Genomic DNA, 23585 nt, shown 5'->3' with positions numbered 1-23585 from the left:
GAAGCCCTGCTGCTGCATTGCGCTTGGAACCGTCCATCCGCCTGGTTTCGCTCCCCGCTCCACGCAGCCACCTCATCCATCTTCATCGGCATCGGCGATTGCACTTTCTCGGACGCCGCGTAACCTATCGGCTTTTCCCATTCTTCTACCCGAATCACACCTTTCGAGGAGTGCGCAAATGACTGGATTGCACGATCGGTTTGCAGGGGCAAGGGCGATCGTTGTGACGGGGTTGCTCGGGGTATTGCTGGCCGGGTGTGCCACCAACAACGCACCGCAAACGACGGCGCTGGCGGATGGCGTGACACGCGTTGATCTTGGCGCCGTCGCCGTGACCATGCTGCGGGACGGTCAGGGATCGCGTCCATTGGATGCGGCCTTCGTGCGCAATGCGCCGCTCGTCGACGTTCAAGCCGCCTTGGCCGAAGCCAAGCTGCCTACAGATCGCCTTGAGGTTCCTTACACGCCGCTTGTCGTCGACGTCGGCTCCGAACGCGTGCTGTTCGATACGGGCAATGGCGAGTTCGGCGCGGCCGGCAGCGGCAAGCTGCTGGAGAACATGGCGAAGGCCCGAATCGATCCGCGGTCGATCACGGCGGTCGTCATCTCGCATTTCCACGGCGACCATATCAACGGCCTGCGCAGCCGGTCGGGGAACCTCGTCTTTCCCTATGCAAGAGTGTATGTGCCGGCTCCCGAGTGGAACTGGTGGATGGACGAAGCGCGCCTGGCGGCGACGCCGGAAGCGCAGCGTGGCGGCCTGAATACCGCGCGCCGGGTGTTCGCCCCACTCGCGGATGCCGTGGTGCGTTTCGAACCCGGCGTGGAGATTCTTCCCGGCGTGCGCTCCATCGCCGCCTTTGGTCACACGCCTGGGCACACGGTGTTCATGATCGAAGGCGGATCACGCAAGGTGCTGTACTGGGCCGATACGACAAACGTCTCGATGTTCGTGCGCCATCCGGATTGGGCCGTGGTCTTTGACATGGACGCCGAAGCCGCCAAGACGACACGTCGCCGCATCGCCGACCTCGCCATCCGCGAGAATGCGCTGGTCGCGGGTTTCCATCTCCCCGGTGCCGCCATCGGTACGCTGCAGGTGCGAGGCGACGGGTACGAGTTCACACCGCTGCCGTGAGTCCGCAAAACCTCGACAATGAGCAGGATGTCGCAAGCCCGGCGGTAAGCGAAGCGCCACAGGCTGTCATCGCCAGCCGGGCCGACATGATGCGCTACCACGACCCTGAACGCATCCAGGGATACTGCCAGTCTTGCGAGAAGCACGGTCAGTACTGGTCTTGCCCGCCCTTTGCCGAGCCGCCGCTGGCGCAATTGGGAGAGTGGACGCACGCCGTCCTTGTGACACAGAAAACGCGAGTTGCTTGCGGGGCAACGAAAGAAGAATTGATCGAATGTTTTCTTGAGGCGCGCCAAACACTTTGCAAGGCGATGCGCAATTCGGAGGTCGACGGCGCTCTGGCCGTTGTCGCCGGCCATTGTGAGGGCTGCTCGATCTGCACGCGTTCGCTCGGCATTGCCTGCTGCGCCCCGACACGAATGCGCTATTCGCTGGAAGCGCTCGGCTTCGACGTGACGGGCCTCGCGGAGGGGCTGGCCGAGCAGAAGGTACACTGGCCGGCACACGGCCTACCCGACTACTTGATGACCGTCGGTGCCTTGTTGTGTCCTAGCCCGGAGGTTGCGATGCGTTTGTATTCCTTGTTTCGGCTGGCACGTGACATGCCGCAATAATGCCGGCTCGCTACGCCATGGCAGAGGAGGTCGGGTGCTACTGCGCCTCCAGGGACTATGCTTCAGTTTCAGTAATCCGGCTCATGAGGTTGAAATGGCTTTGAAGGTTATCGCAAGAAAAAGCGGTTTGCACGGCAGGGGTTTGTTCGCCGCGAGTGACCTCGCCGCCGGGGAGCGGTTGATCGAGTACAAGGGAAAGCGCTACGCCGCGGGTGACTTGCCGGACATGAAAATCGAAGGCGTCACCAAATTTCTCGGTCTATCGGACGGAACGGGAATTGACGGAACGGGCTGGGCAGCCCTCGCCAACCACGCGTGCGAACCGAACTGCGAACTGCGTGAGCATGAGGGCCGAGGGCAGCTTAGGGCATGGCTGCATGCGCTCAGAGACATCAAGCAGGACGAAGAACTCGTGTGGGACTATCGCCTGGTCGTAAAGTCGAGGAAAGAAGCCTATTCGCGCTGGGCTTGCGCCTGCGGCGCGCCATCGTGCCGGGGCACCATGGCCAACCCGGAACTCTTCAGCAAGACCAGGAAGGACAAGGCGAAGGAACAGGCCTCATCACCTCAGTGAGATTGCAGAGAGATCGTTGCAGCCAACCAAGGCTGCGTGCTCCTACGCCACATGGCTGACTTCATTACATCGCATCACCATGCTGCTCTTCGAAATTCTTGCCGAACAACGGATTCGTGACGCGATCGCAAACGGCGAATTTGACAACTTACCGGGCGCGGGACAACCGATCGATTTCGAAGATGAACTGTTCGTCTCGCCGGAGCAGCGAATGGTCAGCCGCATCCTCAAACGCGCCGGCCTCGTTCCTTCCGACGTTTCGATGCGCCAGGCGATTGCCAGGCTGCGCGAGGAGATCAAGCAGCTCCCCGAGGATGACGCGCAGACCGAGAACAAGCGGCGGGAACTGACTTACCTGCTGCTCAAGGTCGAAGAGGAACGCGGGTTTTCCTGAGCCTCTGCGACTTGCTTCTCCGGCGCAAGACACCGTGCACCGGCAAGTCCGCCGCTTTCTACGAACCGGCCTCTTTTCCTGTCATGCGCCGGTACTCAAGCTCGGCGGCCTCGATCGACTTACCGTTGATCAGGCGCGACATCAAAGCCACGGCTACGGCACGCGTGCGACTGTTATATTCGGCGGCCCCGCTGTCGAGCAGCGGCATTTCGATCAACCCCAACTTGGCATAGAGCTGCTGCAGCCGGCCCTGCACGCTCCGCAGCGAGATGTTGCGCCGGTCGGCAATCGCCTGATCGGTGAGGCCGAGCGTAATATCGAGAAGGACTTCGTATTCGGCCTCCGACAGCCCTTCCGATCGGTCCTGCCCGCGTTGCTGCACGCCGCGGATCTCGCGATCGATCACGTTCTGCCCTTCGAGAAAAACACACTGAATGGAGCGGCGCAGACGGTCCTTCGACGACGTCTTGAGAATGTAGCCGTAGGTGGCGCATGCCGGGACGATCTTGGTTATGCCACGCACATAGGCTTCGTCATCATAGTTGGACCAGAAAACGATCGGCATCTTCGGGTTCTCGGCCCAGATGGCCTTAGCGGCCTGCACACCTGTCTTGTTCGGCATCTGCAGGTCCATGACGATGCCCTTGGGCTTGTATTCATGGACGCAGCGAATCGCTTCTTCACCGTCAGCCGCTTCGATGAGTTGCGTGCATTCAAGATCGGACTGGATGATGACTTCGCGCAGGAAGTTGCGGTGCAGCGCGTCGTCTTCAACGATCAGGAACGTGCTCATGCCTGTTTTTCTCCCTGGCTCTGGTGGGCCGGAGACGATGCCGGCAGAGCGATTTCAAGGCGCGTGCCCTTACCTCCCGGGCCCGCTGTCGCGGAAAGCTCGGCTTGTATCAGCGATGCGCGTGTGCGGATATTGCCGAGCCCTCCTGTCCGGCGCGCTCCGCCCTTCGGCAACCCGCTGCCGTCGTCTTCGACGACGATGTGTATCCGCTCGCCCGCCCGCTGTAGGCGGACCTCGATCGTCGACGCGTTGGCGTGACGTACGGTGTTGTTGATCGCTTCCTGGACGATGCGGTACAGGGCAACGACGGTGTTCGCCGGCAGGTCGTCGACGCCGGAACCGCCGTCGTCGCAAAGCCGATAGCTGAGCGGCGACGTCGCCGAACGCACGCTGCGCTCCAGCAAGGCCTCGACCGCCTCGCAAAAACCGAAGAACTGCAGAACCGAGGGTTTGGCGTTGTCGATGATGACGCGAAGTTCGCGCACGCAATGCTCGACGTCCTTCTGCACCAGCTGCAGTTCGCTGCCGCGCAGGGTCGGCTTGTTGACCAGCCGCTTCAGATTGCGCGCGATGCGCGTGAGATCGGCCAAGGTCTGGTCGTGCAGGTCCATGCCGATGGCCTGACGAGCGTTCTCGAGTTCTTCGGTCAAGCGTAGTGCACCGACCCGCAACCCCTCGGCGCGGGCCTCGGTCTCCCGCTTCTGTAACTCGCCCTGCTTGACGAGCTCGCTCTGCTGCAGCGAAAAGAAGTAGGAAGACAAAATGTCGGCAACGATTTGCGCGTTGTTCACGTCGCCCGGCCGGTAGGCGGCCGTCTTCTGCGTAGAGAACGATAGGGCGCCGCACACGCGCCCCTCGACCTTGAGGGGGACGTGCAGGCGGCTGTGCAAGCCGGCCGCGAAGATCGGCTGGGAGAAGGCGCCGGGAAAATGAAAGCGGGCGTCGGTCTGGGCGTCGTCGGTGACGATATGGTCCACCACGCCTGTAAACAGGTCGCGAATCGGGCTCGCCACCACCGGCTTGGTCGCCGTCGTGCTCGCGTCCCATTCGGTGTGCAGGCCTGTCTCGTACGCGACGACCAGCGTCCTGTCGCTGTTCAGCAAGGCGACGTCAAGGTGATCGTGCGGCAGGAGGTCGCGGATCTCTGCCGAAACGGCGCTGATTACGGCACGAAAGTCGATCTGTCCGGCGATGGCGCGGAGGATCGACAGGATCTGCGCCATGTCGATGCAGCGGGTTGAGTTTTGCATGGAGGTCCCATTTCCTGCAGCAAGACTACTGAATGATTGTGCCATGCGACAGAGGGGGAACCCGGATCGCATTGCGGGAACCCGCAAAAAAAATTCGCGATGTGCGCTTTATCGGCGATGCCGCGACAGCGATAGTTTGCGTCAGTTTCTAGACCGATAAACCAGCGCGGCATGGCAGGCAGATACCCGGCACGCTAGGGCGTTGTTTGTTGCCGCACCGACACGAGAAACGGATGAGGGCCAAGACGTTCAGGAGACTGCCGCGCGCCGATCTGGCGTTGACGGCGATGGGGCTCGGTTGCTCGCAGATGGGCGGGCTGTACCGCGCTACGACACCCAAGGAGGCTGCTGGCGTATTCGAAGCGGCCTGGGAGGCCGGCCTTCGCTATTTTGATACGGCCCCGTTCTACGGCTACACCCGTTCGGAACACCGCCTCGGAATGCTGCTCGCCGATTGTCCGCGCGCCGCCTATGTGTTGAGCAGCAAAGTCGGACGACTGATGCGCCCGGACGCAAGCGTTGCACCGGGTGATGACGGTTGGGCAACGCCGTATCCATTTCGCCCGTTCTACGACTACAGCTACGGCGGCGTAATGCGCTCGTTCGAGGACAGCCTGCAACGTCTCGGCGTCTCACGCATCGACGTGCTGTACGTACACGATATCGGCCGCTTCACGCATGGCGGGCAGCACGAGCATTACTGGGACCAACTGACCTCTGGAGGCGGCTTCCGTGCGCTCGACGAGCTCCGCCGTGGCGGCAACGTCTCCGCCGTCGGCCTTGGGGTCAACGAGAGCGAAGTCGTCGTTGATAGCCTGGGCGAATTCGATCTCGACTGCGTCATGCTCGCCGGCCGCTACACCCTGCTCGATCAAAGCAGCCTTTCGCCCTTGCTCGACGAGTGCACGCGGCGAGGTGTCGGGGTCGTAACAGCCGGGGTCTTCAACTCGGGCATCCTCGCCGGGAACAACAAGTTCAACTATGAGGATGCGCCGGCCGACGTCGTCGCGCGCGTCGGTGCGCTGCGCGCCGCGTGCGCCGAGTTTGGCGTGCCGATCCAGGCCGCGGCCCTGCAGTTCCCGATGGCGCATGCCGCCGTCGTCTCCTGTGTCGTAGGCACGCGCACGGCGGATCAATTGATTCAGAACCTGGACTGGTTCGAACAATCCATTCCCGACGCTTTCTGGGACGCTGTTCGGGAGCGCCGGCTGATCGATCCTGCCGCCCCTGTCCCGTCGTCCGGAGACATGCCGTGTTGATCGACGCGCACCAACATTTCTGGCGGCTGACAGACCGTGCCGGTTACTGGCCGCCGCCTGAGTTGGCCGCCATTTACCGCGACTTTTCGCCGGCCGATCTCGTACCCTCGTTGCGTCGGAGCGGTATCGACGGAACGGTGCTGGTGCAATCTTTGCCGAATGTGGCCGACACCGAGTACATGTTGGCGCTGGCTGAGGAAAACCTCTTCATCCTCGGCGTTGTAGGATGGGTGGACTTTGAGAGCCCAGACGTCCCGGCGTGCATTGCCCGCCTGGCCAGGAATCCCCTTCTGAAGGGATTACGGCCGATGCTGCAGGACCTCCCCGACAACCGCTGGATCGAGCGCTCGACGCTCGACCGTGCCGTCAAAGCCATGCTCGATCATCGGCTGCGTTTCGACGCCTTGGTGCTTCCTCGCCATCTCGAGCCGCTGCTCACCTTCGCGCAGAAGTATCCTGAGCTGCCGATCGTGATCGACCACGCGGCCAAGCCGGCCATCGCCGAGGGCATCGGCGATCCGTGGTTTTCCGATATGCGGCGTCTGGCCGCTCTGCCGCATGTGCATTGCAAGCTGTCCGGTTTGCTCACGGAAGCCGGTGACACACGGGATGCCGAAACGTTGTCGCCCTACGTGCGCGCCCTCATTGAGTTGTTCGGCCCAGAGCGGCTGCTGTGGGGTAGCGATTGGCCTGTCTTGCGGCTGGCCGGTGATTACCCGGGGTGGCTGGCGATGAGCCGTGGCTTCCTCGCTCACCTACCGGTCGATCAGCAGGCGGCTGTTTTCGGACACAACGCGATACGGTTCTATGACCTCGATACGGGACGCGTCGCCAAGGAACGACGATGAATAAAAGGCGCGACGCGGCATGCGTCCGGGCACCGTAAGTTCTGTTGCACGTGCTCCGGTTTTGATGCGATATTGATCCATCATTTTCGAAAAGACCACACTGTGACACCGATCGTAACCATCCGGCATCTGAACAAGACCTTCCCAGGCGTACGGGCACTCAACGACGCCCAGTTCGAGCTATTCCCCGGCGAAGTACATGCGCTGATGGGAGAAAACGGGGCAGGCAAGTCTACGCTGATGAAAGTACTCGCCGGCGTATACCAGAAGGATTCGGGTGAGATCCTGGTCAACGGCCAGGCAGTGGAAATCAACGATCCGCGCGAAGCCCAGGCGCTCGGCATCGGTATCATCCATCAGGAACTCAACCTGATGAGTCACCTCAGCGTCGCGCAGAATATCTTCATCGGGCGCGAACCGCGGACCCGCTCCGGGCTGTTCATCGACGTACCCCGGATGTGGCGCGATACGCAGGAAGTCCTCGATCGTCTGCATCTGACGCTCGATCCGCGTACGCTGGTCGGCGACTTGACGGTGGCCAAGCAGCAGATGGTCGAGATCGCGAAGGCGCTCTCGCACGCCGAATCGCGCGTCCTGATCATGGACGAGCCGACGGCGGCCCTGAACAATGCCGAGATCGACGAGCTGTTCCGCATCATCGGCCAATTGAAGAGTCACGGCGTGGGCATCGTTTACATCTCGCACAAGATGGACGAGCTCAAGCGCATCTCCGATCGCGTGACCGTGATGCGCGACGGCCAGTACATCGCCACCGTGCCGACTGCGGAAACGAGCATGGAGACGATCATCAGCATGATGGTCGGACGCACGCTGCTCGACACGGGCGGCCCACAGGTGCCGGCGGAGCAAAGCGAGGTGGTGCTGGAGGTGCGCAACCTGAACCGCGGCAAAGTGATCAAGGACGTAAACTTCGTCGTGCGCAAGGGCGAAATCCTCGGCTTCGCCGGACTGATGGGCGCGGGCCGTACCGAGGTTGCCCGTGCCGTGTTCGGCGCCGACAAGGTGGATTCGGGCGATATCCGAGTACGTGGCGAGAAGGTTTCGATCCGCCACCCGGCCGATGCAGTCCGTCTCGGCATCGGCTATCTCTCGGAAGACCGCAAGCGCTACGGCCTGGCGACCGGCATGGACGTATCTTCGAACGTTGTCCTCGCCAGCATGAAGCGCTTCCTCTGGTCGCAATTCGTCCTCAAGCGGCAAGCGATCCGCGCCACATGCGCGCAATTCGTCAAGCAGCTTGAAATCAAGACGCCGTCGTTGGACCAGAAGGTCGCACTGCTCTCCGGCGGCAATCAACAAAAGATTGTTATCGCGAAGTGGCTGGTGCGGGATTGCGAAATCCTCTTCTTCGACGAACCGACGCGCGGTATCGACGTCGGAGCCAAAAGCGAAATCTACAAGCTGCTGAATGCGCTGGCGCAGCAGGGCCGGGCCATCGTCATGATTTCGTCCGAACTGCCCGAGATTCTGCGTATGAGCCACCGGATTCTTGTGATGTGCGAGGGCCGCATCACCGGTGAGGTTTCGGCGGCCGAAGCGACCCAGGAAAGAATCATGCAGCTTGCCACGCGGCGTGAAACCGCGAAATCCAACTAGAACGGAAGACATCCATGTCTGAATCGACGACACAGCAAAAACCGAAGCGAGCACTCTTCAGCAGCAATACCCGGCAAAAGCTCCTCGCCTTTGCCAGCCTGATCGGACTCATGGTTTTCTTCAGCCTGGCGTCTCCGAGCTTCATGCAGACCGACAACATTGTCGGCATCCTCCAGGCCACGGCGGTAAACGGCGTGTTGGCGATCGCGTGCACCTTCGTAATCATCACGTCGGGAATCGACCTCTCGGTCGGCACCCTGATGACGTTCTGCTCGGTCATGGCCGGCGTCTTCCTCACCTATTGGGGGCTGCCTTTCTACGTCGGCGTTCTGGCGGCGATCTTCTTCGGCGCGCTTTCGGGTTTCATCTCCGGTACGCTGATCGCAAAGCTGAAGATTCCACCGTTCATCGCTACACTCGGCATGATGCTGGTGCTCAAGGGGCTGGCGCTGGTCATCTCCGGTACCAAACCGATCTATTTCAACGACACGCCGGAATTCACCAGCATCTCGCAGGAATCGCTGATCGGATACCTGTTGCCCGACCTGCCCATTCCCAACGCCGTCCTGATTCTATTTGTCATGGCTGTCGGCGCCAGTTTGATTTTGAACAAGACGGTGCTCGGCAACTACACGTTTGCACTCGGCAGCAACGAAGAAGCCGTCCGCCTTTCGGGCGTCAACGTCGATCGCTGGAAGATCGTCATTTACACCTTTGCCGGCGCCATTTGCGGCATTGCCGGCCTCCTCATTGCCTCGCGCCTCAACTCGGCACAGCCGTCGCTCGGGCAAGGCTACGAACTTGACGCCATTGCGGCCGTCGTCATCGGCGGCACATCGCTGAGCGGCGGCACGGGAACGATCCTGGGGACGATCATCGGCGCCTTCATCATCAGCGTGCTGACCAACGGACTGCGCATCATGTCGGTCGCTCAGGAATGGCAAACCGTCGTTACCGGGGCGATCATCATCCTGGCCGTCTTCGCCGATAACATGCGTAAGAGCAAATGACATGTACGGGAGGGTACTCCGCTCACGTTTTTCCTCGACTGCGCGCCTTCCCTTCGCGCAGCCCGGTCTTGTCGGTCAAAGGGAAAGAGTCACCGGGCGATGCTGTTGGTACGGTGTTTTTCCGTTCGTTAACGATGCAATCGTAACTGGAGAGATAAGATGGTCCTGCATAGAAAACTGTTGAGCTTGGCCGTTGGCCTCGGGTTTGGCCTGTCCGTCGGTTTCGCCGGGACGGCTTCTGCGGCTGATGACATGTACATTCCGCTCGTATCCAAAGGCTTCCAGCATCAATTCTGGCAGGCCGTGAAGGCGGGCGCGGAGCAGGCGGCGAAGGATCTGAAGGTCAAGATCACCTTCGAAGGCCCCGAGTCCGAATCGATGGTCGACAAGCAAATCGACATGTTGTCGGCCGCGCTGGCGAAGAAACCCACCGCCATCGGGTTTGCCGCGCTCGACAGCAAGGCCGCGATTCCCTTGCTGAAGAAGGCGCAAGCCTCGAAGATTCCCGTCATCGCCTTCGACTCGGGGGTGGACAGCGATATTCCCGTAACGACGACGACGACGGACAACGTCGCGGCCGCCGGGCTCGCCGCCGACAAAATGGCCGAGTTGATCGGCAAGGCGGGCGAAGTGGCGCTCGTGGTGCACGACCAGACGAGCCGCACCGGCATCGATCGCCGCGACGGATTCCTGAACCGTATGAAGTCGACCTACCCCAACATCAAGATCGTCAGCGTTCAGTACGGTGGGGGCGACCAATTGAAGTCCACGGAAATCACCAAGGCGATCCTGCAGGCGAATCCGAACATCAAGGGCATCTTCGGCGCCAATGAAGGTTCGGCTATCGGTGTGCTGAACGCCGCCCGGGAAATGAAGCGCAAGATCGTGATTATCGGGTACGACTCGGGAACGCAACAGAAAGCGGCGGTCGCCGACGGTTCGATGGCCGGCGCCATCACGCAAAACCCGGTCGGCATGGGCTACAAGACGGTCGAAGCCGCCGTCAAGGCGATCAAGGGCGAGAAGCTGCCGAAGGTCATCGACACCGGCTTCTACTGGTGGGATAAGAGCAACATGAACGACCCGAAGATCGCCGCCGTGTTGTACGACTGAGCACCGTGCAAGTAAGGGGGAAAGGCGTTCCCCCTGGCGTCCCTCCGCCGGTGTCCCTCCCACCGGTTGGAGGGACGTCCTGTATCCTGTGTCTGTAAAAACTGAGTATCGAGGCAGAGTCCGATGGCCAATGACGTAGTCGTTGTTCTCGATTGCGGCGCCACCAACGTACGTGCCATCGCGGTCGACGCGAACGGCCGCATCGTCGCCAAGAGCGTGTTGTCCAACGCCACGCAACCAGCGCAGGAGAATCCGACATGGCACGTCTGGGCGCTGGACGAAATCATGGGCAAGTTGGGTCGGTGCTGCCGCGAGATACGCGAGGCTCTCAACGGCGCCGATGCGCGTGTCGTCGGCCTGACCGTCACGTCGTTCGGTGTGGACGGCACGCTGCTCGACGCCGAGGGAAACTTGCTCTACCCGGTCATTAGCTGGAAGTGCCCGCGCACGGCGAGCGTGATGGCCGACATCCGGAAATACATCGACCCAGACCGTTTGCAGCGTGTTTCGGGAGTCGGTCATTTCACGTTCAACACGATCTACAAGCTGATCTGGCTGAAGGAAAACCGGCCAGAACTCGTCGCGCGAGCGACGACGTGGCTGTTCATCTCGTCATTGATCAACTTCCGGTTGACCGGTGTACGTTCAACGGACCGAACGATGGCCGGCACAAGCCAGTTGCTGGACTTGAACAGCGGCACGTTCAGCGAAGAAATCCTTGCCTGCGTCGGTATCGAACCGACGCTTTTCCCATCGATGGAGGCCCCCGGCACGGTCCTCGGTACCTTGCAATCCGAGGCGGCGGGATTGCTTGGATTGCCCGCCGGACTGCCGGTAACCTCTTCCGGCCACGACACGCAATTCGCCCTGTTCGGTTCCGGCGCCGGCATGAACCAACCGGTCCTCTCTTCGGGAACGTGGGAGATCCTCATGGTGAGGAGTGCGCACGTGGATACCGCGGCACTCACCGGTTTTCCCGGCTCGACCTGCGAGCTTGACGCCACGCCGGGCTATTTCAATCCTGGCCTGCAATGGCTCGCGTCCGGCGTCCTCGAATGGCTGAGGGAAACGTGCTGGAAAGACACCGATAGCGCCACCGTCTATACCCGAATGATGGAGGAGGCCGAGAAGGTGCCACGCGGCTGCAATGGCGTCAGGATGATTCCGGACCTGCTGATCGGAGAACTCGGGAGTGGAGCCGGTGCTCTCAGCGGCTTGTCGATCGCCACGTCGCGCGGGCATTTGTACCGTGCGGCCCTCGAGGCCCTCGCGGAAAAGCTCGCCGGTCAGTTGCGTGAGCTCGAGGAGATCGGCCGATTCGAAGCATCCGAATTGATCATCGTCGGCGGCGGCTCAAAGAACCATCTGTGGAACCAGATCAAGGCCGACGCGATACAGCGGCCTGTGCGTGCCGTTGCCGAAAACGAAACCACCGTACTCGGCGCCGCGTTGTACGCGTTTTTCGGGCTCGGTCGCTTCTCGTCGCCGGACGCGGCACGAGCCTCGGTGCACCATGATTACGCGCTGTTCGAGCCGGGCAGCGCAGACCTCCAACCGATCCCGTCGCAAGGAAACTGAATGAGTCCCGTAGATAACGCTACCTGGTCCATCACACCGGCGCTTCCGGACCCGGAATTCGTATGGAACGACGATGAACGTTATGTCTCGCCGGATGAAGTTCAGCGCTTCTTTCTCAGCGACCGGCTGGCCGTGCTGAAGGAACGTATCTGCGATATCGGGCGGCGGTTGTGGGCGCGCGAATACACCGACGGCAACGGCGGCAATATCTCCGTCCGCGTCGGGCATGACCTGGTGCTCTGCTCGCCGACGCTGATCAGCAAGGGGTTCATGAAGCCCGAAGACCTGTGCCTGGTGGACCTGGAAGGCCGCCAGAAAGCCGGCATCCGCCCCGCTTCGAGTGAAATCAAGACGCATCTCGCGATCATGAAGGCCACCGAGGCACGTGCCTGCGTGCATGCGCACCCGCCGCACGCCAATGCCTTCCTGATTTGCGGCATGGTGCCGCCGACCGGGATCATGCCCGAGCCGGACATCTTCTTTGGCGAAGTCGGCCTTGCGCACTACGCGACGCCTGGCTCTCCGCAAAATGCGATCAACGTCGCCACGGCCGCCAAGGACCATCAGTGCGTCTTCATGCAGAACCACGGCGTCATCGTCTGGGGACGGCACGTCGAAGACGCCTGCTGGAAAATGGAGAACGTCGACGCCTATTGCCGCATTCTTTTGCTTGCCGCCCGTCTCGATGCCCCGGTGACCCGGGTCGGTGCCGACTCGATGCGTGAACTCGTCAATATCCGCCTCAAGCTCGGCATGCCGGACGCTCGCGCCCACCGATCCGACGAAGCGCTGTTCAACGCTGATGCGTTTGCCGGCAAGCCCTTCAAAACTCTGTGAGGAAACACGATGCTCAAAGGAATTTCGCCCGCAATCTCGCCCGAACTGTTGAAGATTCTCTGCGAGATGGGCCACGGGGACGAAATCGTTCTTGCCGATGCCCACTTCCCGGGGCATAGCGTCAACCACCGCGCTATACGCGCCGACGGCGTCGCTATCGACACATTGCTACGGGGAATCGTCCCGCTCTTCGAACTCGATTCGTACGCGCCGCCGCTGATTATGATGGCGGCGGTCCCGGGCGACGAACTCGACCCGCAGGTGGAACGGCGATATCGCTACGCCTTGTTCCCCGATGGTGATGGCCCCGAAATACAGCGCATCGATCGCTTCGCGTTCTACGACCGAGCCAAGTCCGCTTTTGCCGTCGTCATGACGGGCGAAATCGCGAAGTACGGAAACATCATCTTGAAAAAGGGCGTAACGCCGGCTTTCGAGGGCTGAGCCACAGTAAACGCAAGGAATACGCTCGTGAAGGCGGCGGTCTCGACGCCACGCTCCGTTGGCCCGCACGCCGCGTCGGCGGAGCGCTTGACCACCGGGAGTCGGCGGCCCCGGCCACGATCGCCGATTAAGTCGCTGCCGAGGATCATTAGGTACCTGCCCGCTCGATTGAGCATCCCCCGTGCACCCCGCACGGCCCTGCTCCGATAAGACACTGGCCGCGGGGGTGGTATCCCGCGGCTTTGCTTTCCCTTTCGTTCGCCGAGTCAGGTCGTCGGTCGCCTAGACCTTATACACCGCCAGGGCCTGGGCGATCTCGCGGCTCATCTCGCTCATGCGATGCACGGCCTGCGCGGTGCTCTCGGCCGCCGCGGTGTTGCGCTCGGTCATCTGGGCGATCTGTTCGATGCGCTGGGAGATGGAGGTGCTGGCGGCGCTCTGTTCGCGCACGGCTTCGCTGATCTCTTCGACGGCGCCGACGACGGAGTTGGAGCCTTCTTTGATGCTTTGGATGGATTCGCCGGCGCGTTGGGCGTTCTCGACGCCGACGTCGACTTCGCGCACGGCAGCGACCATGCTGTCGACGGCTTGTTTGGCACTGCCTTGCATCTGTTGCAGGAGGGTGGAGATCTCTTGCGTGGATTTGGAGGTGCGTTCGGCGAGTTTGCGTACTTCGTCGGCGACGACGGCGAAGCCGCGCCCTTGTTCGCCGGCCCGGGCGGCTTCGATGGCGGCGTTGAGGGCGAGGAGGTTGGTCTGGTCGGCGATCTCTTTGATGATGTTGGCGACGGAGGAGATGCTTTCGCTGTCGTTGCGCAGGGCTTCGATGCGGCCGGAGGCTTCGCGCACGGAGTCGGAGATGGTCTGGATGCCGTGGACGGTGGAGAAGATGACGTCGGCGCCTTGGTCGGCTTTGTCGCGGGAGGCCTGGGTGTTGTGGCTGGCGTCCTGGGCCTGGTTGGCGACCATGGAGATGCTGACGGTGAGTTCTTCGATGGCGGCGGCCATGCCGGAGGAGGCGTCGCTCTGGGCTTGGGAGTTTTCGGCGATTTCGCTGGAGGTGGTGTTGACTTCGTCGGTGATGGCGGCCATGCGGGCGGCGGCGGCCTGAACTTCGCTGAAGCTCGAGCGCAGGCGGGTGAGGAGTTCGTTGTAGGCGTGCAAGGTGCGGCCGACTTCGTCGTTGGAGGTGACGGCAATGGTGTCGCGGAAGTCGAGTTCGTTGGCGGTGCGGGTGATGGCGCGTTGCATGGCGCCGAGCGGGCCGGTGATGGAGCGGCCGAAGAAGAAGCCCATGATGCCGATGACGGCGACGCCAAGCACGGCGGCGGAGAGGGTGATGGCCAGCGTCCGCGTGAAGGCCGATTCGGCCGAGGCGGCCACGGCGTTGACGTTGGTGACGTTGATCTTCACGAGTTCGTCGAAGGCCGCGGAGAGGCGCTGATGGACAGGAGTCACATCCTTCTGGATCACGCCCAAGGCCAGCTGCGGTTCGCCCGCGTTTGCCAGGGCGCCGACCCGTTTGGCATTCGCGATGTAGGAAGCGATCCCCATTTTCGCTTCGGTCAAAACTTTCTTCTCTTCTTCGTCCGTCGTACGTGCGGTGTAGTCGTTGATCTGCTTGATCAGGCTGTCGCAGCCCTCAGCGATGAGCTTTTCCTGGGCGGCCCCTTTTTCGGCCTCGGCTACGGCGGCTCGGTCGTAGAGTTGCGGCATCAGCGCGAGATAGCTTGTCCGCATGTTGCTCACGAGCATCAACGCCGGAACGGAATTTCCCGCGATCTCGACCATGTTGGAGTTGACCCGCTTCAACCCGTATAACCCGAAGGTCGAAACCGCGGCGCACGTCGCCATCGCAATTCCGACCAAAAGCCATACTTTTCTGCTGATCAACATCTGGACACTCCCTTTTTCCGATTTACCGATGGTCCGAATAGGCGGTACGACAAGCGGCCTTGGTTATTTGCTTGCCCGCGACAATTCTAGTCGACGCGGCGTTTGAGTGCGCAGCACGCGTTAGCTCTTGCGTACTATTTTTTTCTAACGGCGCGCAAGGCGATAACTTGGGGGCGTTTTTCTACCGAAAATTCTCGCGTCTTCCGCAACTCTCGATGGCTTACTCGATAAAACATGGAGAACAAAAAACAAGGGGCACAGCTCCGGCGATCGACGCCGAATACCGTACCCCTGCCTCAACCCTGAAGGAAGATGCTCGTTGGTTTTGAGAACTAAACGCGCACCTTGCCATCCATGTCGTCCGCGATGAACGCACGAACGATGCTCTCGAAATCCGCGTCGCCCCGGAAACCGAGCGAATGCGCGCGCGTCATGTCCCAACGCCCCGGCCAGCTGCCGACGATGCGCTGAATCGTTGCGTCACTTTCCCAGCGGACTTTGTCGACGGCCGCCTTGCCGGCCACCTTGCCGAGCGTTTCAACCATCTCTCCAACGGTCACGCTGACACCCGGCAGATTCACCATCCGGGTTTCGGCAAACGTCTCGCTGCCCAGGTCGTGCGCGAACATCAGACACTCGATGGCTTGGCGCGGAGAAAGGAGCCAAAGCCGCGTATCGCGTGTGACCGGGCAAACCGACTCCTCCGCATGCAACGGTTCGCGGATGATGCCGCTGGCGAACGACGAGGCGGCCTTGTTCGGCTTTCCGGGTCGCACCGAGATCGTCGGCAGACGCAGGCCGCGTCCGTCGATGAACCCCTTGCGACTGAAATCGGAGAGCAACAATTCACCGATCGCCTTCTGCACACCATACGATGATTTCGGGTTGAGCGCGGTATCGTTCTGCACCACCTCCGGCAGTTTGCCACCGAAGACGGCGACCGAACTCGTGAATACGACGCGCGGGCAATGCCCGAGTCGCCGGCATGTTTCGAACAGCAAACGCAGCGCGTCGACATTGATGCGCATGCCGAGGTCGAAGTCGGCCTCGGCTTGGCTGCTGACGATGGCCGCCAGATGGAAGATCGACGTCGTGCGCGTATCGACGATCGCGTTCAGGGCGTTGGGGTCGGCGATATCGCCGGTGACGACTTTCACCCGTGGGTCGGTAAAGCCTTCGGCGGGGACGACGTCGAACAACACGAGCTCGTCGATCCTCTCCTCCTGGCCCTGCGCGTTCTTCAGCGTGCCGCGCGCGAGCAGCCGCTTCGCGAGTCGCTTGCCGAGGAAGCCGGCGCCTCCGGTAATCAGGACCTTCATTGCATTTCCTTCAACCAGCCCAGGCCGTCTTCGGTCTTGCCGCGCGGACGGTATTCACAACCGACCCAACCCGAGTAGCCCGTTTCGTCGAGCAGCTTGAAGATATGGCGATAATCGACCTCGCCTTCATCCGGCTCGTGCCGCGCCGGGACGCTGGCGATCTGGACGTGGCCGATGCCCGCAAAGTTGTTCTTGAAGGTCATCGACAGATCGCCCTCCATGATCTGCGCATGGTAGAAGTCCATCTGCACCTTCAGGTTCGGTTCACCGATCTCCTTGCAAATGGCATGTGCCTCGGATTGCAGGTTGAGGAAATAGCCCGGCATGTCGCGCGTGTTGATCGGCTCAATGACCAGGGTCAGCCCGTGCTTGCCGAGTTCCTTGGCTGCATACCAGATGTTGTCGACGTACGTGACGCGGTGCGTATCGCGGTCGGCTTCCGGCGGCAGCAGACCGGCCATGGCGTGAACGGTCGGCGTGCCGAGCGCCTTCGCGTACTCGATCGCTTTCGCTACGCCGTCGCAGAATTCTTTTTCGCGGCCCGGGATCGACGCCATGCCACGGTCGCCAGCCGCCCAGTTGCCGGGAGGCATGTTGAACAGCGCATTCTTGAGCTTGTTCGCTTTCAGCCAGCCGGCCACTTCGGCCGGCGAGTAGTCGTACGGGAAGAGGAACTCAACGCCTTCGAACCCGGCTTTCGCCGCGGCGGCAAAGCGTTCCGGGAACGGGACTTCGTTGAACATCATGGTCAGATTGGCAGCAAATTTCGGCATGGCGCATCCTCAAATATCAAGTTTGAAAACCGTTTTCAATTCGTCGATCTGCTCGTCGTTGAGGCAATGGACCGACGTGTTGCGCAGGAGCAGGAATATCTTCGCCGTCTCCTCGAGTTCTTCCGACGCATAGATCGCGCCTTCCAGATCGGGGCCGGACACCACCGGGCCGTGATTGGCGAGCAGCACCGCACCATGGCGCGCGGCGAGGCCGCGGATCACGTCGCCGAGCGCCTTGTCGCCCGGGCGGTGATACGGCACCAGCGGCAGGCGGCCGATCTTCATCACGAAGTACGGTGTCAGCGGCGGGATGCAATTCTCGCGGTCGAGCCCGCCCATGCACGAGACGGCGGCCGAGTGCGTCGAGTGCAGGTGCACGATGGCCCCGGCTTTGGGCCGCGCTTCGTACATCGAGCGATGCAGGAAGGCTTCCTTCGACGGCGGATCGCCGGCGAGGAGCGTGCCGTTCCAGTCGAGTTTGGCGATGCGTGCCGGGTCGAGTTCGCCCAGGCAGGAGTTGGTCGGCGTCAGCAGCCAGCCGTCCTCCAGCCGGACGCTGATGTTGCCGCTGCTGCCGGCGGTCAGACCGCGCTCGTACAACGAGCGCGAGAGCGTCGCGATCTTTTCGCGCTGACGATTCTCTTCGGTGTGCATAAGGGCGGTCATTTGAGTTTCCCCCAGGCCTTGAGGAAGAAGTCAGGCGTACCGAAGTTGCCGGACTTGAGCGCAAGCGCGATCGGACGTCGAGTCGTGTCGCGAGTGATTGCCGTCGTCCAGGGCACGCCGGGGTCGATTTCAGGTCCGATGCGCAGGCCGTCGACGCCAAGGGCTTTCACCACCGCGCCGGAGGTCTCGCCGCCGGCGACGATCAGTTGGCCGACGCCCATGGCGACAAGGCCTTTCGCGATCGCGGCCAGAGCGTCCTCGACGAGGCTGCCGGCCTTCTCGACACCGAGCTGGGCCTGCACGGCTTTCACCGCTTCGGGTGTCGCGGTGGCGTAGAAGAGCACCGGTTCCTTCTCGATCTTGCCCTTGGTCCAGGCGAGCGCCTCAGCAACGACATCGGTGCCATGGGCGAGTTCGAAGGGGTCGATGTTGAACGCCGGGTGCTTCTCGCGCATGGCGGCGACCTGCCCTTGCGTGGCGATCGAGCAACTGCCAGAGATGATGGCGCGCAGGCCGCCGGTGGCAGGCAAGGCGTCGGCGACCTGGTTGTCGACCAGGAGTCCGGCTTGGCGGAAGTTCTGCGGCAGCCCGAGGGCGATGCCCGAGCCGGCGGTGACGAGCGGCAGGTCGGCACAGGCGGCACCGATGGCCATCAGGTCGTCGTTGCAGAGCGCGTCGGTAATCGCGAAGTTGCAGCCTTCGGCCTGGAGTTTTTCGAAACGCGCCTTGATGGCCTTCGCCCCTTGGCTGACGACGTTAAAGTCGACAAGGCCGACCTTGCCCTTGATCTGCGCTTGGAGGACGCGCACGAGGCTGGCGTCGCTCATCGGGGTCAGGGGGTGATTGCGCATGCCGGAGTCGGAGAGCAGGATGTCGCCGACGAAGAGGTGGCCCTTGTAGATGGTGCGGCCGTTCACCGGAAAGGCCGGGCAGGCGATCGTGAATTTTGTGCCGAGGGCCTGCATCAGGGCTTCGGCCACCGGACCGATATTGCCCTTGGGCGTGGAGTCGAAGGTCGAGCAGTACTTGAAGTAGAACTGCTGGCATCCGGCCTGTTGGAGCCAGCGCAACGCGGCCAGCGATTCGGCAATGGCGTCGTCCACCGGGCTCGTGCGCGACTTGAGGGCGATGACCACGGCGTCGATATCGTCGCCGATCGGCTCCTGTGGCACCCCAATCATCTGTACCGTGCGCATGCCGGCCTTCACCAGCATGCCTGCCAAATCCGTCCCACCCGTGAAATCGTCCGCTATACATCCAAGCCGTACTGCCATCGCTTACTCCTGATCAAAATAAAACTCAAAACATCCGGTTACCTACCGGATCATCAACAAAAGGTGCCTGGCGCCGCTCGATGCTCTGCAACCGAGAGAGTCCCGGTGCGGGCTCAGGGTATTGCACTTGCCACCTTTTGTTGCCGATCCGCATTCTCAACTGATGACCCAAACCACCTTGGGCTACATTCCCTCTGCGCGTTCTCACTGCACCGGTTCAAGAAAAGACGGGCCGTTGACCGGCCCGCCGAAAGTACCACCTCGTCACTTCATTCTTGGTCTGTCTGCTTGGCTATTTCTTGGCTTCCGGCAGTTTGATCCCCGGGAATACCTTGATCACCGCGGAGTCATCTTCACCGCCATGCCCGGCCGCCGACGCGGACATATACATCTGGTGCGCCGCCGCGGACAGCGGCAGAGGGAAGACTGCTTTCTTCGCGTAGTCGAGCACGATGCCGAGGTCTTTGACGAAGATGTTGACCGCCGACAAGGGCGTGTAGTCGCCGGCCAGGATATGCGGCACGCGGTTCTGGAACATCCACGAGTTGCCGGCGCTGTTGGTGATTACTTCATAAACCTGATCCGGATTGGCGCCGGCACGGATGGCAAGCGCCATGGCCTCGCCCGCCGCGGCGATGTGAACACCGGCGAGCAGCTGGTTGACCATCTTGACCACGGAACCAGGGCCGACTTCATTGCCCAGCCGGTAGACCTTGCCCGCGATCGCGTCGAGCACGTTTTCGCATTTGGCATACGCCTCCGGCGAACCCGACGACATGACGGTCATTTCTCCGGCCATGGCCTTTGCCGCCCCACCGGAAATCGGCCCATCGATCATCAGCAGCCCCGCGTCGGTCAGCCGCTTGCCAAGCGCTTTCGCAAACTCGGGCGAGACCGTCGCGCTGGCGATCACGACCGAGCCACTTTTCATGTGCGGCGCCGCGCCCTTCTCGCCGAAAAGCACCGTTTCGGTTTGATCGGCGTTGACGACGACGGTGATCAGCACATCGACCAACGGCGCCATCGCCGCGGGCGATTCGGCGCGGATTCCACCCGCGTCGACGACCTTCTGCACGGCTTCCGGACGCACATCGCAAGCATGGACTTCGAAGCCTTCCCGAAGCAGTGACATGGCCACGCCCATGCCCATGGCACCGAGGCCGATAACTCCGACCGGTTTCCTGGCTTTTGCGTTCATATGATTCTTCTTCCCTGTACGAATTGAAAATGCTCTTGCCGGCGGCGGCTAGTACCCGTATACCCAATCCCGGAGGAACAACGAGATCTGCGGGACATAGGTGATGATCATCAGACACGCGAGCACCGTCAGCACGAACGGAATGAGTTCGCGCACAATCTTGTCGAGAGAGATCTTGGCCACCGTACAGGCCGCGAACAGATTCACCCCGAATGGCGGCGTAATCATGCCAAGCGCAAGGTTCACCACCATGATCGTTCCGAAATGCACGGGATCGACGCCGAACTTCTGCGCCACCGGAGCCAAGATCGGGGCAAGGACGATGATCGACGCTGACGTCTCGATGAACATCCCGATAATGAACAATGCGATATTGACGCCAAGCAGGAACATACCGCCGGACGTCAGGTGCGCCTTGAGGAAGTCGCCGATCGCTTCCGGCACGCCGGCACGAGTGATCAGGAAGCTGAACAGCCCGGCGTTGGCGATGATGAACATGATCACGGCCGACGAAATCACCGACTTCCGGAAGATCGGGTAAAGATCTTTGACCTTGATTTCCTTGTAGATCAGCATGCCGACGATCAAGGCGTAGAAGACGGCCACGACCGCCGCTTCCGTCGGCGTGAACACGCCACCGTAGATGCCGCCGAGGATGATCACGGGCATCATCAGCGCCAGAGCCGCCTCCCGAGTAGCGTGCCCGAACTTCATGCGCCCTACGTGATCGTTCTTGCCGTAGCCCTTGTATTTCGACCAGCACCAGACGAAGAACATCAAACCGGAGCCGATCAGGATGCCTGGTCCGAAACCGGCGATGAACAGTTCCCCGATGGAGACTTCGGCCGAGACGCCATAGAGAATCATTGGGATCGACGGCGGGATGATGACGCCGAGCTCAGCACTCGTTGCCTGCAGTGCGGCGGCAAAGTTGGTGGGATAACCATGCTTGATCAGCGCAGGAATCAGGATGGCGCCAATCGCGAATGTCGTCGCGACGCTTGAACCCGAGACGGCCGCGAAGATCATGCACGTCATGACGCAGGTGATTCCCAACCCGCCCTGCAACCCGCCGACGATCGATTTGGCGAAATTGACGAGGCGGTTGGAAATGCCGCCGACCTCCATGAGGTTGCCGGCGAGGATGAAGAACGGGATCGCGCCGAGCGCGAACTTGTCGATCGACGAGAACATCTCCTTGGGCACAACCAGCATCGGTGTGTTGGTGAAGAAGAACAGGCTGGCGGTACCGGCAAATCCGATCGATACCGCGATCGGAATGCTGAAGGCAAAGAAGATGATCATCGAGAGGAACATTGCAGCGGTCATGATGACTCCTGAGTCGGTGATCGTTACGCGAGCTTATTGCTGCGTTTCGAGTTCGTTATGTTTCGGGTCGAGATAATTGGCGACGGCGGCGATGACCGCGAAAATCGCTCCGACTGGCAGTGCCGCATAACCAACGCTCATCGGCAAAAACTCCATGCCGCCGATTTCCTGGAAGCGCGTGCGCCAGGTGATGTCGAAGCCGTACCAGATGATTACAGCGAGGAAAAGGACCGCGACCACGGTGATCACGAAGTGCAGCGGTCGCTGAAACCGTCCGCTCAAGCGGAACATCAAGTCCACCGAAACTTGGGCGCCTTCGCGGAAAGCGATGACGACACCGAACATGACCATCCAGATAATGACCAGGCGGATCAAGACCTCGCTCCAACTGATCGGCTGGTTGAAAATGAACCGGCTCAGCACCTGCATCATCCCGAGGGTAGACGCGATGCCGAGCAGAACGCAGGCGGCGCGAATGATGATCGCCGATAGCCAGTGCTCGAAGCGTAGGAATGACTGTTTCATAGGTTGAACTCTCCCACCGGGAAGCGCTAAACGCTCCTTCCCGCTATTTATTCCTGGGTGTCGAGAAACCGCGCCGCTTGCTCGCGGCGCGGTAATACAAGGCTCTGTGCCGTTACTTAACGTCCATAATCCGCTTGATATTGGCCTCGCCGAACTCCTTGTTGAAGCTCGTGTAGGCCGACGCCACAGCCTTCTGGAAGGCCGCGTTGTCCACCTGCGTAATTACTTCGGTACCGGCCTTCTTCATGATGTCGATACCATTGGCTTCGTCGTCATTGACCTTCTTGCGGTTCGCGACCAGGGCGATCTTGGCGGCTTCCTTGAAGGCGTTCTTGTCCGCGTCGCTCATCTTGTTCCAGATGTCCTTGTTGATGATGAGAAGCGCGGGCGAATAGACGTGCGAATCAAGCGTCACGTACTTTTGCACGGTGTACAACTTGTTGGCGAGGATGACCGGAATCGGGTTCTCCTGACCGTCGACGGTACCGGTTTGCAGGGCAGTGAATACCTCGTTCATGTTCATCGGCGTCGGCAACGCGCCCATCGCCTTGAAGGCATCCATGTGCACCTTGTTTTCCATGGTGCGGATCTTGAGGCCCTTCACGTCCTCCGGCGTCTTGACCGGACGCTTGCTGTTCGTGATGTGGCGGAAACCGTTCTCCATCCAGCTGATCGCCACGAGTCCTTTTGACGGGAACTTGGTCAGCAACTCTTGACCGATCGGGCCGTCGAGAACCTTGCGAGCGTGATCGTAGTCGCGGAACAGATAGGGAATATCGACGATCCGTGTTTCCGGAACGAAGTTACCGACGGGTCCGGTCGAAGTAATGATCATCTCCTGCGTGCCGAGCTGCACGGCCTCGAGCATCTCGCGTTCGCCACCGAGAGCGCCGGACGGAAAATACTTGAGCTTGTAGCGACCATTCGTGCGTTTGGCGATTTCGTCGCCGAACGTGGTTACGCCAACGCCATAGTGCGAGTCAATCGTGTTTGTCCAGCCGATCTTCAGCTCGGTCTGCGCCTGAGCCGTTACCGCGGCGCCCATGCCCAAGCCCAATGCCAATATCAATCCTGCTGCAATGCGAGATGCTCTCATGTACCTCTCCTCTGTCGGAAAAACCTGCCCTGAACAGGGC

At 61.2% G+C, this 23585-nt stretch carries 24 protein-coding genes; 13 read left to right on the top strand and 11 right to left on the bottom strand.

All coding sequences use genetic code 11. From position 1 onward, the window contains the following. Positions 1-178 precede the first annotated feature (178 nt). From NZ453_RS20560 to NZ453_RS20545, 4 genes are all read left to right on the top strand, one after another. Complete coding sequence (locus NZ453_RS20560; RefSeq protein WP_263772812.1) at positions 179-1138, top strand: MBL fold metallo-hydrolase; 960 nt, start codon at positions 179-181, stop codon at positions 1136-1138. After that, complete coding sequence (locus tag NZ453_RS20555; protein WP_263772810.1) at positions 1135-1752, top strand: DUF2284 domain-containing protein; 618 nt, start codon at positions 1135-1137, stop codon at positions 1750-1752. Before NZ453_RS20560 ends, NZ453_RS20555 begins: the two co-directional genes overlap by 4 nt. A 94-nt stretch (positions 1753-1846) precedes the next feature. Beyond that, complete coding sequence (locus NZ453_RS20550) at positions 1847-2326, top strand: SET domain-containing protein (RefSeq protein WP_263772809.1); 480 nt, start codon at positions 1847-1849, stop codon at positions 2324-2326. A gap of 16 nt (positions 2327-2342) precedes the next feature. Continuing rightward, a complete protein-coding gene (locus NZ453_RS20545; RefSeq protein ID WP_263772807.1) occupies positions 2343-2720 on the top strand; it encodes a DnaJ family domain-containing protein in 378 nt (125 codons plus the stop codon). A 58-nt stretch (positions 2721-2778) separates the two neighbouring features. Here NZ453_RS20545 and NZ453_RS20540 read toward each other — a convergent pair whose 3' ends face one another. Both NZ453_RS20540 and NZ453_RS20535 read right to left on the bottom strand, forming a co-directional pair. Further along, positions 2779-3513 (bottom strand): response regulator transcription factor, encoded by a 735-nt coding sequence (locus tag NZ453_RS20540; RefSeq protein WP_263772805.1) that lies wholly within the window; start codon positions 3511-3513, stop codon positions 2779-2781. After that, complete coding sequence (locus NZ453_RS20535; protein WP_263772804.1) at positions 3510-4763, bottom strand: GAF domain-containing sensor histidine kinase; 1254 nt, start codon at positions 4761-4763, stop codon at positions 3510-3512. Before NZ453_RS20535 ends, NZ453_RS20540 begins: the two co-directional genes overlap by 4 nt. 233 nt (positions 4764-4996) lie before the next feature. Between NZ453_RS20535 and NZ453_RS20530 the strand changes: the two genes are divergently transcribed. From NZ453_RS20530 to fucU, 8 genes are all read left to right on the top strand, one after another. Continuing rightward, entirely contained in the window at positions 4997-6022 is a 1026-nt protein-coding gene (locus NZ453_RS20530) for an aldo/keto reductase (protein WP_263772802.1), read from the top strand. Then, positions 6016-6870: an amidohydrolase family protein gene (locus NZ453_RS20525; RefSeq protein ID WP_263772800.1), complete on the top strand. Its 855-nt coding sequence runs from the start codon at positions 6016-6018 to the stop codon at positions 6868-6870. The genes NZ453_RS20530 and NZ453_RS20525 overlap by 7 nt, the downstream gene beginning before the upstream one ends. Before the next feature lie 102 nt (positions 6871-6972). Further along, entirely contained in the window at positions 6973-8487 is a 1515-nt protein-coding gene (locus NZ453_RS20520; RefSeq protein WP_263772799.1) for a sugar ABC transporter ATP-binding protein, read from the top strand. 14 nt (positions 8488-8501) lie between these two features. Next, positions 8502-9497: an ABC transporter permease gene (locus tag NZ453_RS20515; protein ID WP_263772797.1), complete on the top strand. Its 996-nt coding sequence runs from the start codon at positions 8502-8504 to the stop codon at positions 9495-9497. A 159-nt stretch (positions 9498-9656) separates the two neighbouring features. Next, positions 9657-10610, top strand: coding sequence for an ABC transporter substrate-binding protein (locus NZ453_RS20510; protein WP_263772794.1), 954 nt, complete (start codon positions 9657-9659; stop codon positions 10608-10610). Positions 10611-10733: 123 nt separating this feature from the next. Then, positions 10734-12188 carry an L-fuculokinase gene (gene fucK / locus NZ453_RS20505; protein WP_263772793.1) on the top strand — a complete coding sequence of 485 codons (1455 nt, stop codon included), beginning with the start codon at positions 10734-10736 and terminating at the stop codon, positions 12186-12188. Beyond that, positions 12189-13025: a class II aldolase/adducin family protein gene (locus NZ453_RS20500; protein ID WP_263772791.1), complete on the top strand. Its 837-nt coding sequence runs from the start codon at positions 12189-12191 to the stop codon at positions 13023-13025. A 9-nt stretch (positions 13026-13034) separates the two neighbouring features. Continuing rightward, positions 13035-13469 (top strand): L-fucose mutarotase, encoded by a 435-nt coding sequence (gene fucU, locus NZ453_RS20495; RefSeq protein WP_263772790.1) that lies wholly within the window; start codon positions 13035-13037, stop codon positions 13467-13469. A gap of 282 nt (positions 13470-13751) precedes the next feature. Here fucU and NZ453_RS20490 read toward each other — a convergent pair whose 3' ends face one another. Then, positions 13752-15323 (bottom strand): methyl-accepting chemotaxis protein, encoded by a 1572-nt coding sequence (locus NZ453_RS20490; protein WP_263772846.1) that lies wholly within the window; start codon positions 15321-15323, stop codon positions 13752-13754. On the opposite strand from NZ453_RS20490, the gene NZ453_RS20485 reads away from it, so the two are divergent. Continuing rightward, entirely contained in the window at positions 15259-15471 is a 213-nt protein-coding gene (locus NZ453_RS20485; RefSeq protein ID WP_263772847.1) for a hypothetical protein, read from the top strand. The genes NZ453_RS20490 and NZ453_RS20485 overlap by 65 nt on opposite strands. A gap of 226 nt (positions 15472-15697) precedes the next feature. Here NZ453_RS20485 and denD read toward each other — a convergent pair whose 3' ends face one another. The 8 genes from denD to NZ453_RS20445 all read right to left on the bottom strand — a co-directional run bounded on the left by denD (position 15698) and on the right by NZ453_RS20445 (position 23545). Continuing rightward, positions 15698-16684 (bottom strand): D-erythronate dehydrogenase, encoded by a 987-nt coding sequence (gene denD, locus NZ453_RS20480; protein ID WP_263772789.1) that lies wholly within the window; start codon positions 16682-16684, stop codon positions 15698-15700. Continuing rightward, positions 16681-17457, bottom strand: a complete 777-nt coding sequence (gene otnI, locus NZ453_RS20475) for a 2-oxo-tetronate isomerase (RefSeq protein ID WP_263772787.1) — start codon at positions 17455-17457, stop codon at positions 16681-16683. The genes denD and otnI overlap by 4 nt, the downstream gene beginning before the upstream one ends. A 9-nt stretch (positions 17458-17466) precedes the next feature. After that, on the bottom strand, positions 17467-18123 hold the full coding sequence (gene otnC / locus NZ453_RS20470; protein ID WP_263772786.1) for a 3-oxo-tetronate 4-phosphate decarboxylase: 657 nt from the start codon (positions 18121-18123) through the stop codon (positions 17467-17469). Next, positions 18120-19397: a 3-oxo-tetronate kinase gene (gene otnK / locus NZ453_RS20465; RefSeq protein ID WP_263772784.1), complete on the bottom strand. Its 1278-nt coding sequence runs from the start codon at positions 19395-19397 to the stop codon at positions 18120-18122. The genes otnC and otnK overlap by 4 nt, the downstream gene beginning before the upstream one ends. 292 nt (positions 19398-19689) lie before the next feature. Next, positions 19690-20595, bottom strand: coding sequence for an L-threonate dehydrogenase (ltnD, locus tag NZ453_RS20460; RefSeq protein ID WP_263772782.1), 906 nt, complete (start codon positions 20593-20595; stop codon positions 19690-19692). A gap of 48 nt (positions 20596-20643) precedes the next feature. Then, complete coding sequence (locus NZ453_RS20455; RefSeq protein WP_263772781.1) at positions 20644-21924, bottom strand: TRAP transporter large permease; 1281 nt, start codon at positions 21922-21924, stop codon at positions 20644-20646. Positions 21925-21957: 33 nt separating this feature from the next. Further along, complete coding sequence (locus NZ453_RS20450) at positions 21958-22449, bottom strand: TRAP transporter small permease (RefSeq protein WP_263772779.1); 492 nt, start codon at positions 22447-22449, stop codon at positions 21958-21960. A 112-nt stretch (positions 22450-22561) separates the two neighbouring features. Then, positions 22562-23545 carry a TRAP transporter substrate-binding protein gene (locus NZ453_RS20445; protein ID WP_263772778.1) on the bottom strand — a complete coding sequence of 328 codons (984 nt, stop codon included), beginning with the start codon at positions 23543-23545 and terminating at the stop codon, positions 22562-22564. Positions 23546-23585 lie beyond the last annotated feature (40 nt).

The organism is Propionivibrio soli (assembly GCF_025770765.1).
Taxonomy (GTDB): Bacteria; Pseudomonadota; Gammaproteobacteria; order Burkholderiales; family Rhodocyclaceae; genus Propionivibrio; species Propionivibrio soli.
Note: the sequence above shows the minus strand (reverse complement) of the source record. Positions and strands in the feature narration are given on the sequence as shown.

Excerpts from the sequence above, each read along its gene's own strand:
- NZ453_RS20535 (WP_263772804.1), bottom strand. The coding sequence starts at position 4,763 with ATGCAAAACTCAACCCGCTGCATCGACATGGCGCAGATCCTGTCGATC.
- fucK (WP_263772793.1), top strand. The coding sequence starts at position 10,734 with ATGGCCAATGACGTAGTCGTTGTTCTCGATTGCGGCGCCACCAACGTA.
- otnK (WP_263772784.1), bottom strand. The coding sequence starts at position 19,397 with ATGGCAGTACGGCTTGGATGTATAGCGGACGATTTCACGGGTGGGACG.
- NZ453_RS20560 (WP_263772812.1), top strand. The coding sequence starts at position 179 with ATGACTGGATTGCACGATCGGTTTGCAGGGGCAAGGGCGATCGTTGTG.
- NZ453_RS20500 (WP_263772791.1), top strand. The coding sequence starts at position 12,189 with ATGAGTCCCGTAGATAACGCTACCTGGTCCATCACACCGGCGCTTCCG.
- ltnD (WP_263772782.1), bottom strand. The coding sequence starts at position 20,595 with ATGAACGCAAAAGCCAGGAAACCGGTCGGAGTTATCGGCCTCGGTGCC.
- NZ453_RS20540 (WP_263772805.1), bottom strand. The coding sequence starts at position 3,513 with ATGAGCACGTTCCTGATCGTTGAAGACGACGCGCTGCACCGCAACTTC.
- otnI (WP_263772787.1), bottom strand. The coding sequence starts at position 17,457 with ATGCCGAAATTTGCTGCCAATCTGACCATGATGTTCAACGAAGTCCCG.
- NZ453_RS20445 (WP_263772778.1), bottom strand. The coding sequence starts at position 23,545 with ATGAGAGCATCTCGCATTGCAGCAGGATTGATATTGGCATTGGGCTTG.
- NZ453_RS20515 (WP_263772797.1), top strand. The coding sequence starts at position 8,502 with ATGTCTGAATCGACGACACAGCAAAAACCGAAGCGAGCACTCTTCAGC.
- NZ453_RS20455 (WP_263772781.1), bottom strand. The coding sequence starts at position 21,924 with ATGACCGCTGCAATGTTCCTCTCGATGATCATCTTCTTTGCCTTCAGC.
- NZ453_RS20530 (WP_263772802.1), top strand. The coding sequence starts at position 4,997 with ATGAGGGCCAAGACGTTCAGGAGACTGCCGCGCGCCGATCTGGCGTTG.
- NZ453_RS20550 (WP_263772809.1), top strand. The coding sequence starts at position 1,847 with ATGGCTTTGAAGGTTATCGCAAGAAAAAGCGGTTTGCACGGCAGGGGT.
- NZ453_RS20510 (WP_263772794.1), top strand. The coding sequence starts at position 9,657 with ATGGTCCTGCATAGAAAACTGTTGAGCTTGGCCGTTGGCCTCGGGTTT.
- NZ453_RS20450 (WP_263772779.1), bottom strand. The coding sequence starts at position 22,449 with ATGAAACAGTCATTCCTACGCTTCGAGCACTGGCTATCGGCGATCATC.
- NZ453_RS20485 (WP_263772847.1), top strand. The coding sequence starts at position 15,259 with ATGTTGGAGTTGACCCGCTTCAACCCGTATAACCCGAAGGTCGAAACC.
- denD (WP_263772789.1), bottom strand. The coding sequence starts at position 16,684 with ATGAAGGTCCTGATTACCGGAGGCGCCGGCTTCCTCGGCAAGCGACTC.
- fucU (WP_263772790.1), top strand. The coding sequence starts at position 13,035 with ATGCTCAAAGGAATTTCGCCCGCAATCTCGCCCGAACTGTTGAAGATT.
- otnC (WP_263772786.1), bottom strand. The coding sequence starts at position 18,123 with ATGACCGCCCTTATGCACACCGAAGAGAATCGTCAGCGCGAAAAGATC.
- NZ453_RS20490 (WP_263772846.1), bottom strand. The coding sequence starts at position 15,323 with ATGGCGACGTGCGCCGCGGTTTCGACCTTCGGGTTATACGGGTTGAAG.